This is a genomic window from Mycobacteriales bacterium (assembly GCA_036497565.1).
Lineage (GTDB): Bacteria > Actinomycetota > Actinomycetes > Mycobacteriales > QHCD01 > DASXJE01.
The window spans coordinates 1-11,004 of record DASXJE010000139.1 but is presented as its reverse complement, the minus strand read 5'-3'; the positions used below and the strand labels follow the sequence as shown (position 1 = coordinate 11,004).

The window sequence follows — 11,004 nt, the reverse complement described above, 5'->3', positions numbered from 1 at the left end:
CCGCCTCCCCGCCCGGGTCGACACTCGCACCCGCGAACACGCGGAAGCGTTCCTCGCCGCTCAGGCCCACGACGTCGACACCACCACGCTGGGGAAGATCGCCCGCCGGATGGTCGCCACCCTGGACCCGGACGGGGCCGCGCTCGACGACGAGGACGCGGTCCGGGCCCGCGAACTCTCGCTGAGCCGGGACCAGGACGGGATGACCCTCGTCCGCGGCCGCCTGGATGCGGAAGGGGCGGCGGTGCTGCGCACCGCCCTGGACCCGTTCACCGGCCCGGCACCGTCCACCGCCGAGGGACCCGACCCGAGAAGCCCGAGTCGGCGGGCGGCGGACGGCCTGATCGAGTTGGCGCGCCGCGCCCTGCAGACCGGGGACCTCCCCGAGACGGGTGGGCAGCGCCCCCAGGTCACGATCACCCTCGACTACGACACCCTGCGCACGCAGATCGGCGCCGCCGAGCTGGGCTGGGGCGGCCCGGTCACCCCGGCCACCGCGCGGCGCATCGCCTGCGACGCCCAACTCATCCCGGTCCTGCTCGGCACCGCGGGGCAACCCCTGGACGTGGGCCGGGCGAGTCACACCATCCCGGTCGGCATCCGCCGCGCCCTCGTCGCACGGGACCGCGGCTGCGCGTTCCCCGGCTGCGACCGCCCCGCCGCCTGGTGCGACGGACACCACATCCACCACTGGGCCGACGGCGGACCCACCGCGATCACCAACCTGGTGCTGCTCTGCGGGCACCACCACCGCACCATCCACCACCACGGCTGGCAGGCCCGCATCGTCGACGGCTTACCCGAGTTCCTGCCGCCACCCTGGATCGACCCCCACCAGACACCGCGCCGCAACCGGCTGCACCACCTACCCGCCATGCCCGACCCACCACGCACCGCACGCCGGCGCACACCCGAATTGGTCACCACCAGCTGAACGGACGGTGCAACATCGTGCGCGCTACTCGCACAATCCGGCCGCAGATGCGAGTACGACGCACGATGATGCCCAGCCCCACCGCACCAGCCGGCCGAACATCGGACGCGCTACTCGCACAATTCGGCCCTGGATGCGAGTACAGCGTCCGATGATGCCCAGCTCGACCCAGCCCCCAACGAAGGCGAAGACGATGATGCCCATCCGGACCCCACCAGTAGGGCGACGGCCGGGACGCGCGACTACCCTCGCTGCCGTGCGGCCGGTGACGTGGGAACGGAGCGCCGGCGGAGTCCTCATCGCCCTCGGCGCCCTGGTGCTGGCCGTCATCGAATGCTTCCTGGTCGTCCTCCGGGCCGGGACGACGCCGGTGCCAGTGTCGATTGTGCTGGCGGTGCTCGTGAACCTGTCCGCCCCGTGGGTGATGGTCCGGGTGACCGGAATCCGGCCCGCCGGGTTCGTGCCAGGGCTGCTGTGGCTGGTGGTCGCGCTGGTGTTCTCCTCGAGCGGCCCGGGCGGCGACGTCGTGGTCCCCGGCGACTGGCAGGGGATCTCGTTCCTGTTGGCCGGGGCCGCTGCCGCGGCGATCGGTGTCGTGATCGCCGTACCGACCCACCGGAGGCGACGGCCGCCGGCGCCGGGCGGCACCGCTGGCGGCAGCCCGCGGGTCCCGCCGCCGCGCAGGTAGGGTTCGCCGTGATGGATATGACCGCGCCGCAAGGGTCCCCCGAGGGCGTCGACACGCGGCTGTTCCGTGACGCCGTGGGCCGCTTCCCGACCGGCGTCACCGTCGTGACCGCACGGCGGGACGACGTCCACCACGGCATGACGGCCAACAGCTTCACGTCGGTCTCCCTCGACCCGGTGTTGGTCCTGGTCAGCGTCGACAAGACCTCGCGGTTGCACGAGATGGTGCTCGACACCGGCGAGTGGGGCGTCTCGGTCCTCGGCGAGCAGCACGAATGGCTGTCGCGCCGGTTCGCCCGCCGTACGCCGAAGGACCGGTTCGATGACGTCGCCTACCGGCTCGGCGCGGAGACCGGCGTCATCCTGCTCGACGAGGCGCTGTCGACCTTCGAGTGCCGGACCGTCGCCGCCCACGACGGCGGCGACCACACCGTGCTGATCGGCGAGGTCCTTTCCGTCGAGCTCGGTGACCCGGACGGCTCGCCGCTGCTCTACTACCGCGGCCGCTACCGCAACTTCGATCACTGATCGTCTCGGGCTCGAGCCGGTAGGTTGGTCGCCGTGGCGGAGATCGATCTCAACGCCGACCTCGGCGAGTCCTACGGCGCCTGGACGCTCGGCGACGACGACAGTCTGCTCGACGCGGTGACCAGCGCCAACGTCGCGTGCGGCTTCCACGCCGGCGACCCGTCGACGATGGTGCGGACCGTCGCCGCGGCACTCGATCGCGGTGTCGCGATCGGTGCGCAGGTGTCCTACCCGGACCTGGTCGGATTCGGCCGGCGGGACATGGAGCTCGCGCCGGAGGAGATCATCGCCGACGTCCTCTACCAGATCGGCGCGCTCGAGGGGATCACCCGCGCGGCCGGCGGACACGTCGCCTTCGTGAAGCCACACGGCGCCCTCTACAACCGGGCCGCCCGTGATCCCGTGGTCGCCGGCGCGATCGCGACGGCGATCGACCGCTACGGCGCGGGCCTGCCGATGGTGATGCTCGCCGGCTCGACCGGCCTGCAGACAGCGGCCGATGCCGGCGTGAAGGTCGTGCCGGAGAGTTTCGCCGACCGCGGCTACACCCCCGACGGCCGCCTGGTGTCCCGGCGCGAACGGGGCGCGCTGGTCACGTCGCCCGACGAGGTCGTCGCGCGGGTGCTGCGCATGGTCACCGACGGAACCGTGGTGGCGATCGACGGATCGGTGCTGCGGCTCGGCGCGCGCTCAGTGTGCGTGCATGGCGATACGCCGGGCGCCGCGGCGCTGGCCCGGCGGGTGCGTACGGCGCTCGAGGACGCCGGTGTCGAGGTCCGGTCGCTCGGATGAGATTCGCCGACGTCGGCGATTCCGCGCTGCTCGTCGAAACCGACGGGTCGGCCGATGCCCACCGCGTCTGGTCCGCGCTTCGTGCCGCCGATCTCCCCGGGATCGACGACTGCGTCGTCGGGGCGCGGAGTGTGCTCGTCGTCGTCGATCCGCGGGTGGCCGACCTCGACCGGGTGCGCCAGGTCGCCGGCACGCCCGGGCCGGAGACATCGGCAGCGCCCGGCCGCACGGTCGACGTACCGGTCACCTATGACGGCGCGGATCTCGACGACGTTGCCGAGATCACCGGACTGTCCACAGTGGACGTCGTACGGCGGCATTCCGCGGCGACCTACCTGGTGTCGTTCCTCGGCTTCTCGCCGGGATTCGCGTACCTCAGCGGCGTCGACCCGGTCCTGCAGGTGCCGCGCCGCGAGACGCCGCGCACCCGGGTTCCGGTGGGCGCGGTCGCGATCGCCGGCGAGTATTCGGCGGTCTACCCGCAGGAGACGCCCGGTGGGTGGCGGCTGATCGGCCGCACCGACCTGCAGGTCTTCGACGCCGGGCGGGCGGACCGGCCCGCGCTGCTGGCGCCGGGTGACCGGGTGAGGTTCGTGCCGCGGTGATCGAGGTGCTGACGCCGGGGCCGTTCACGACCGTGCAGGACTCCGGCCGGATCGGCTGGGCCCACCTCGGCGTACCGGTCGCCGGGCCGGCCGACTGGCTCTCGCACCTGCTGGCCAACCGGCTGGTGGGCAACCGGGACGGCGCCGCCGCCCTGGAGGTCACCGCCGCCGGACCGACGCTGTGGGTCGACCGGGACACCGCCGTCGCCGTGGTCGGCGCCTCGCTGCAGGTGGACGACGAGCCGGCACCGACCGGCCGGACCGTGCTGGTCCCCGCCGGCAGCCGGGCCACGGTCGGCGGCACCGACGACGTGCGGGCCTACCTCGCCGTCGCCGGTGGGATCGACGTACCGCCGGTGCTCGGCAGCAGATCGGCCGACACGCTGTCCGGCCTCGGACCCGGCCCGCTCGCCGCCGGCGACGTGCTCGCGGTGGCGCCGGCGGATCTTCCGCCGGTCTGGATGCTCGACCGGCACGCTTTGCCGCAGCGTCGCGACGCCCTGCGGGTGATCGCCGGCCCGCACGCGGACTGGTTCACCGAGCAGGCACGCCGCGCCTTCGCCGGCGGCTCGTACGACGTCAGCCCGAGCAGCGATCGAGTCGGGGTGCGCCTGGATGGTCCGCGTCTCGCGCGGTCGCGCGAGGGGGAGCTGCCCACCGAGGGGATGGCGACAGGTGCCCTGCAGGTGCCGCCGGACGGTGCCCCGATCCTGCTGCTCGCCAACCACGGCGCGACCGGCGGCTATCCGGTGATCGGCGTCGTCGTCCGGGCCGACCTCCCGGCCGCCGGCCAGCTCCGCCCGGGCGCGACGGTGCAATTCACCGTCGTCGAACGGGATCAGGCGGTCGCGGCCTACCTCGACCTGCGCGCCGCGGCCGACCGCGCCGTCGTCGTCGGCTGATCCTCAGTCCGCGATGCGGTAGTGGTAGCGGTGGTGCGTCGTGTAGCCGAGGCGCTCGTAGAACGCCACGGCGGCGTGGTTGTCCGACGCCACCTGCAGATAGGACTGGGTTGCGTCGTGGTCGGTGCCCCAGCGGGCGAGCCCGCGCATGACGTGACTGGCGAGCCCGCGCCGGCGCCAGGCCGGTGCGACCTCGACGGCGGTCACGCCGAGCCAGCCCTCGTCGACGACGGCGCGGGCGACCGCGACCGTCTCACCGTCGATGACGACGGAGGCGAAGACGGGGAGCCGGGCCGCGGTCATCACGCCGACGGCGACCGCCGGCAGGTCGCTGCCGCCGCGGTAGTGGTAGGCCGCGAGCCAGTCCGACGACGGCGTCTCGTCGAAGACGACCTCGGGGAGATCCGTCCGGTCCGTCGCCCGGGCCAGCAACGTCGGGAGTGCTGCGGTCTGCACCAGCACCGGAGGGTCGGCCCGAAAGCCCCGGTCCGCGAGCTCGGCGTCCAGCCCGGTCGCCACCGGCAACGGCACCTGAAATCGGGCGGCCAGCCCGCGGTCGGCGTACCACCGGCGGACCGACTCGACCGCGACGTCGAGCGGCTCGCCGGGATCGCCCAGCGGGAGGACGGAGTTGGCCCGGCCGGTCCATCCGTCAGCCGCCCGCAGCAGCCAGCGACCGAGCCAGCGGGTCTCGGCGGCGGGCCAGCCGGCGGCCGCGATCTCCTCGAGCTCGAGGGGGTCGGGACGGCGGCCGGGGATCGGCTTGATCCGGTGCACGGAGCCGGCGTCCACGCGGACCATGCTGCCGTCGGTACGGCGGACGGTGAGCGGGTCGTCGCCGCTCACGAGCTCCCCGATCACGTCGGAGAAGAGCGGGCGGCCGTCGCGCTCGCCGACCACCCGGCGGACGACGACGCGCTGCCCGACGAGATCAGCCCACACGCCGACCACCCTCCTCGAATCGTCACTACCCGACCGGCGATACTAGAGCGAGCAAGGCGCTGAGACCCGAGAGGACGCCGCCCGTGACCTACGTCATCGCTGAGCCCTGCGTGGACGTGCTCGACAAGGGATGCATCGAGGAATGCCCCGTCGACTGCATCTACGAGGGCAACCGGATGCTCTACATCCACCCGGACGAGTGCGTCGACTGCGGCGCCTGTGAGCCGGTTTGCCCGGTAGAGGCGATCTTCTACGAAGACGACACCCCGGAGAAGTGGAAGGACTACTACCAGGCCAACGTCGACTTCTTCGACGACCTGGGGTCGCCCGGCGGTGCGTCCAAGACCGGCAAGATCGACAAGGACCACCCGTTGGTGGCGGCGCTGCCGCCGCAGGTGAACGAGCACTGAGCGTGCCGCTCGGAGGGAAATCGAGCGTGCCGCTCGAGGGAGACTTCAGCGGGTCGGTGGCGGACAAGGTCGGCGGCTTCTGGGCCGGCCGGCTGCCCGACTTCCCGTGGGACTCCCTGGCGCCCTACGGCGCGCGGGCCCGCGAGCACGCCGACGGCGTCGTCGACCTGTCGATGGGTACGCCGGTCGACCCGACCCCGGCGGTCGTCCGCGACGCGCTACGGGCAGCGGCCGACGCACCCGGCTACCCCGTCACCTCGGGCCGACCGGAGTTGCGGGCGGCGCTGGCCCGCTGGCTCGCCGACCGGCACGGCGTCAGCGGCCTCGATCCGGACGCCGTACTCCCGACGGTCGGCTCGAAGGAGCTCGTGGCACTGCTGCCGATGCTGCTCGGGGTGGGTCCGGGCGACCTGGTGGTGGTCCCGGAGCTGGCCTACCCGACCTACGACGTGGGCGTCCGGCTGGCCGGTGCGGAGGTCGTGCGCAGCGACGGCCTGGCCGGCGCGGGCCCCGGCCGGGTCCGGCTGGTCTGGCTGAATTCTCCGGCCAACCCGACCGGGCGGGTGCTGCCTCCCGAGCACCTGGCCAAGGTCGTCACCTGGGCGCGCGAGCGCGGGGCGATCGTCGCGAGCGACGAGTGTTACCTCGACCTCGGCTGGGACGAGCAGCCGGTCTCGGTGCTGCACCCCTCGGTGTCCGGGGGCAGTCACGAGGGGCTGCTCGCCGTGCATTCGCTGTCGAAGCGGTCCAATCTCGCCGGTTACCGGGCCGGTTTCGTCGCCGGAGACCCCGGCCTGGTGGCGGCCCTTCTCGAGGTGCGCCGCCATGCCGGGCTGATGGTGCCGACGCCGGTCCAGGCCGCCATGGTGGCGGCGTACGGCGACGAGGAGCACGTGGCCGAGCAACGGGCGCGCTACGCGGGTCGCCGTACCCGGCTGCGGGCGGCCCTGCAGGGTGCGGGGTTCACCGTGGAGGACTCCGCGGCCGGGCTCTACCTGTGGACCACCCGCAACGAGGACTGCTGGGCGACGGTCGCCTGGTTGGCCGAGCTCGGCCTCCTGGTGGCTCCCGGGACGTTCTACGGACCGTCCGGCGCCCGGCACGTGCGGGTCGCCCTGACCGCGACCGACGAGCGCGTCGACGCCGCCTGCGCCCGCCTCGCCCAGGTCGGCTGACACCACCGATCCGCGCACAATTCCTCACTGTTCGTGATGGTGTGGGAGTGACTGCTGCGCCGCCTGAGTGAGCTGATTCGCCGGGCTACTACACTCCGTGCCGCGGAATGGGGGCAAGGTCGTCGTACTACTCACCGGATCGCGGAGAGGACCCCATGGGATCGCATTCCCGCAGCCGCCTGCGCAGGGCCCGTTCGGGACCGCGCCGCGGTCGCGTGGTTCTCGGGACGGTCATCGGAGTGGTGCTGCTCGCCGGCGCGGCAGCCGGTGGCGTCCTCGCCACCCGCGGATCGGGGCCGAAGCCCACCCACCGGGCCGACACCACCCGCCCGGCCCCCGCGGCGGGCCGCCAAGCGGTGCGCGCACCCTCGCGCGGCACCCCGGCCGACTCGCTTCCCCGTACGCCGGGCGCCGGGCCGTGCACCTCGCTGCGCGTCCTCGCGTCGCTGGAGGACCGCGACCTGCTGGCGGCGCTGGCCCGGGCCTATCAGGGCGCCCGCCGGGACATCGCCGGGCACTGTGTCTCGGTCCACGTCGACGCGAGCGCTTCCGGTGACGCAACGAATGAGGTGGTCGGGGGATTCGCGCAGGAACCCGACTCGATGAGGCCGGCGATCTGGTGGCCGGACTCCTCGGACTGGTTGTCGATCGCGCATGCGGATCAGGCGCACGGATCCTCCTCGAGCGTGCCGGATCACGGGACGAGCGTCGCGCGTACGCCGATCGTGCTGGCGATGCCGGCACCCCAGGCGGCGGCGCTCGGCTGGGACAAGAACCCGCCGACCTGGCGCGACTATCTGCGCTTCGCCGGCGACCCCGACGTGTGGGCGAAGCACGGGCATGCCGCTTGGGGGTCGTTCAACCTCGGCAAGACCAGCCCGCAGACGGCCACGTCGGGGTTGGACGGCCTGGTCGCCGCCTACGCGGGCGCCGCCGGGAAGGACACCGGGCTGACGCCGGCCGCGGTCCACTCCGCGACGGTGCAGGCCGCCGTGCACACCGGCGAGCGGACGACGGTGCACTACGGGTCGTCCGAGGACAACTTCCTCGTCCACATCCGCGACTCCGAGTCCACCGGCGACGTCGCCAACTCCCTGTCGGTCGTCACGCTCGACGAGAAGTCGGTGTGGGACTACGACCGCGGACACCTGAGCACCGGCGGCGTGGACGGCATGAGCGGGATGGGGGAGATGAACGGCATGACCGGGGGTGACTCGGGCCCGCCGAAGACCCCGTTGGTGCCGATCTACCCGAAGGACGGCACCTACGTCGCCGACAACCCGGCGGCCGTGCTGGACGGTTCCTGGGTCAGCCCCGCGCAGCAGAAGGCGGCGACCGACCTGATCCGCTTCGCCCGGACTGCGCAGGGCCAGGGCGTGGTGCGGGCAAACGGATACCGTGATCTGGGCGACCAGATCGACCCGCAGGTCGCCAAGACCGGGGATTACCGCGACGGATCCGTGCGCACCCTGCCCAGCCCGTCGGCCGATGTACTCACTGCGGTGCAGAAGAGCTTCCCGGCGGTGCGCAAGCGGGCGCGGGTGCTCTTCGCGTTCGACGTCTCCCGGTCGATGAGCGCGATCCTGCCCGACGGCCACTCCAAGCTGCAGGACGCGCAACAGGCGGCCGTCAAGGCGCTGAAGTACTTCTCCGACAGCGACCAGGTCGGTCTCGCGGCGTTCTCCAACCAGGCCGGCCAACAGTCGGTCACTCCCGGCGTGGTGGCACCGGTGGGACCGCTGTCCAGCGACCGGGACGAGCTCATCCGAAAGATCGACGACCTGACCGCCGTCGATCAGACGCCGCTCTATCGCGCCGTGCCGGAGTTCGTGTCGAGCATGACGTCGCACTACTCCGGTGACGACATCAACGCGATCGTGCTGCTCAGCGACGGGACCAACGACACCGACGTCGCCGGGAGCATGTCGTCGATGACCCAGCAGATGACCGCAGCCACGAAGGGCAAGCCGATCCGCGTCTTCACCCTCGGCTACGGCACCGACGCCGATACCCCCACCCTGCAGCACATCGCCGAGATGACCGGGGCGCACTACTACGACGCCACCAACCCCGACACGGTCAGCGCCGTACTGAGCGACCTGGTCACCAACTTCTGACCGCCGGTCCGACCTGCCCCGTGGCCAAAACCCACTAGTAGTGGGTTTTGGTCCACGACACGCCGTGCGGGACGTACAAAACCCACTAGTAGTGGGTTTTGTACAGGGTCGCGGGGCGTCTCAGGCGGCGCCGACCGCGGCGTTGACGCCGGCCCAGAACTCCACCACCACGGGTGGGGCCACCGGTGAGGTGACCGCGCGCTGGGTGAGCAGGATCCCGGTGACGCCGCGCTCGGGGTCGGACCGCCAGGTGGTACCGATCCCGCCGTCCCACCCGATGCCGTAGGGCATGGGCCGGCTGGACGAGCCACTGGCGGGCACCGAGAATCCCAGCCCCCACCCGCCGTGCTCGCCGAGGAAGAGGGTGGCGGCGGCCCGCTGCTCCGACGTCAGCCGGTCCGTGGTCATCAGCGCCACCGACTCCGGTGACAGCACACGTCGGCGCGGCCCGGCACCTCCTGCCAGCAGCATCGACACGAACGTCCAGTAGTCGTCGATGGTGGAGACGAGCCACCCGGACGCATCCGGGAAGGTCGGCGGTGTGCTCCAGAAGCTGTGCGCGACGTCGTCGAGGACCGACAGCTCATCGGTCTGCGGGTCGGGTTGGTACGCCGAGGTGAACCGGCCCAGCTTGTCGGCGGGCACGGAGAAGCCGGTGTCGGGCATACCGAGCGGCTCGAAGACGCGCTCGCGCAGCAGCGACTCCAGGTCCTGACCGCACGCCCGCGCCAGAAGTACCCCGAGCACCTGACCCGAGGTGTTGTAGTGCCACTGCTCACCCGGCTGCGACTGCAGCGGCAGCGTCCCGAGCGCGGCGATCCACCCGTCGAGGTTATGGGTGACGGGCGGCCACGGCGGACCGCTGAAGCTCTGGATCCCGACCTCGGCCTCGGCGCGCTGGATCGGGAGGCTGCCGGGCGGCGCCATCACCGAGCCGTAGCCGGACCGGTAGCTGAGCAGGTCCTCGACGGTGATCGGCCGACCGGCCGGGACGGTGTCGTCGAGCTCACCGTCGATGGTCCGCAGCACCCGGCGGTTCGCCAACTCCGGCAGGTGTTCGTCGATCGGTTCCTCGAGGTGGAGCAGCCCCTCTTCGATGAGGGACATCGCGGCGACGGCCGTGATCGGCTTGGTGAGCGACGCGATCCGGAAGATGGCGTCGCGGGCCAACGGAGTGTCGTCGCCGAAGGACGGCGTACCGATCGGATCGACGCGTACGTCGTCGCCGACCGCGACGAGCGTGACCAGCCCCGGCATGCGCCCGCCGGCGACCTGGGCCGCCATCGAGTCGTGCAGGCGGGCCAGGCCGGTCTCGTTCACGGTCATCGGTCGGCTCCCGGTTCGTGTCATGCGGTGTAGACATCCGACCACGCGCAAAGTCATCGCCGTGCGACCTCCGACGACCGCCTGGGAGACGGCCGGCGAGCAGCGCGCTCAGCTGCTGGTCGACGCGAGGTTGACGTGCACCCGGCCGGGCACCGCGTGACGATCGGCGTGCCAGCGCGAATCGTTGCGGTGCCAGATGTAGCCGGGTACGGAGATCGACCGGATCCGCAGCTGGTCGCCGTGCGCTGCGAGCCAGCAGCCGAGCACCCATCCCTGCTGCGTCGTCGTGGCGGCGAGGTCGAGCAGGTGGCGGCGGTCGGGGACCGGTCCGGTCGACGGCAGCCGGGTCACCGGCAGGTCGGCGGCGAGGAGCGCCGCGACCCGGTCCGGCGACGTCCCGGGGCCGGCGGCGAGCGGGTAGCTGCAGGCCAGGCCGCCCGGCGTGGTACCGACGAAGGCGTCGGAGAGTGCCGCCGCGGTGCGCTCCCACTGCGCGTAGGCCTGCGGGTAGCCGCTCTGCTGCACCGCCTGTGCGACCTGGGTCACCGGGCGGGTCCGCCACCCGTGCACCTTGACCAGCGCGTCG

General features: G+C 72.5%; 12 protein-coding genes. 9 read left to right on the top strand and 3 right to left on the bottom strand.

Annotated features, from left to right (window positions below):
• The 6 genes from VGH85_11870 to VGH85_11845 form a co-directional block, all read left to right on the top strand.
• On the top strand, positions 1–934 hold a 934-nt coding region (locus VGH85_11870), incomplete at its 5' end, for a DUF222 domain-containing protein (GenBank protein HEY2174494.1).
• A 256-nt stretch (positions 935–1,190) separates the two neighbouring features.
• Complete coding sequence (locus VGH85_11865; protein ID HEY2174493.1) at positions 1,191–1,622, top strand: hypothetical protein; 432 nt, start codon at positions 1,191–1,193, stop codon at positions 1,620–1,622.
• An 11-nt stretch (positions 1,623–1,633) separates the two neighbouring features.
• On the top strand, positions 1,634–2,149 hold the full coding sequence (locus VGH85_11860; GenBank protein ID HEY2174492.1) for a flavin reductase family protein: 516 nt from the start codon (positions 1,634–1,636) through the stop codon (positions 2,147–2,149).
• Between the two features lie 33 nt (positions 2,150–2,182).
• Positions 2,183–2,941: a 5-oxoprolinase subunit PxpA gene (locus tag VGH85_11855; GenBank protein HEY2174491.1), complete on the top strand. Its 759-nt coding sequence runs from the start codon at positions 2,183–2,185 to the stop codon at positions 2,939–2,941.
• Positions 2,938–3,546, top strand: a complete 609-nt coding sequence (pxpB, locus tag VGH85_11850) for a 5-oxoprolinase subunit PxpB (protein HEY2174490.1) — start codon at positions 2,938–2,940, stop codon at positions 3,544–3,546. Before VGH85_11855 ends, pxpB begins: the two co-directional genes overlap by 4 nt.
• Entirely contained in the window at positions 3,543–4,448 is a 906-nt protein-coding gene (locus VGH85_11845; protein ID HEY2174489.1) for a biotin-dependent carboxyltransferase family protein, read from the top strand. Before pxpB ends, VGH85_11845 begins: the two co-directional genes overlap by 4 nt.
• 3 nt (positions 4,449–4,451) lie before the next feature.
• Here the strand turns inward: VGH85_11845 and VGH85_11840 are convergent, their stop codons facing one another.
• A complete protein-coding gene (locus VGH85_11840) occupies positions 4,452–5,390 on the bottom strand; it encodes a GNAT family N-acetyltransferase (protein ID HEY2174488.1) in 939 nt (312 codons plus the stop codon).
• Between the two features lie 83 nt (positions 5,391–5,473).
• Here VGH85_11840 and fdxA point away from each other — a divergent pair, with 83 nt between their 5' ends.
• From fdxA to VGH85_11825, 3 genes are all read left to right on the top strand, one after another.
• A complete protein-coding gene (gene fdxA, locus VGH85_11835) occupies positions 5,474–5,800 on the top strand; it encodes a ferredoxin (protein ID HEY2174487.1) in 327 nt (108 codons plus the stop codon).
• Between the two features lie 56 nt (positions 5,801–5,856).
• The gene (dapC, locus tag VGH85_11830; protein HEY2174486.1) at positions 5,857–6,975 is read left to right on the top strand and encodes a succinyldiaminopimelate transaminase; all 1,119 of its coding nucleotides are present in this window, start codon (positions 5,857–5,859) and stop codon (positions 6,973–6,975) included.
• A gap of 215 nt (positions 6,976–7,190) precedes the next feature.
• Complete coding sequence (locus tag VGH85_11825; protein ID HEY2174485.1) at positions 7,191–9,092, top strand: substrate-binding domain-containing protein; 1,902 nt, start codon at positions 7,191–7,193, stop codon at positions 9,090–9,092.
• A gap of 120 nt (positions 9,093–9,212) precedes the next feature.
• On the opposite strand, the gene VGH85_11820 is transcribed toward VGH85_11825, so the two are convergent.
• Positions 9,213–10,418 carry a serine hydrolase domain-containing protein gene (locus VGH85_11820; protein HEY2174484.1) on the bottom strand — a complete coding sequence of 402 codons (1,206 nt, stop codon included), beginning with the start codon at positions 10,416–10,418 and terminating at the stop codon, positions 9,213–9,215.
• Positions 10,419–10,526: 108 nt separating this feature from the next.
• A partial coding sequence (locus tag VGH85_11815; protein HEY2174483.1) for a hypothetical protein occupies positions 10,527–11,004 on the bottom strand: 478 nt, incomplete at its 5' end.

Coding starts and splice junctions, on each gene's coding strand:
- VGH85_11860 (HEY2174492.1), top strand. CDS start 1,634: ATGGATATGACCGCGCCGCAAGGGTCCCCCGAGGGCGTCGACACGCGG.
- pxpB (HEY2174490.1), top strand. CDS start 2,938: ATGAGATTCGCCGACGTCGGCGATTCCGCGCTGCTCGTCGAAACCGAC.
- VGH85_11820 (HEY2174484.1), bottom strand. CDS start 10,418: ATGACCGTGAACGAGACCGGCCTGGCCCGCCTGCACGACTCGATGGCG.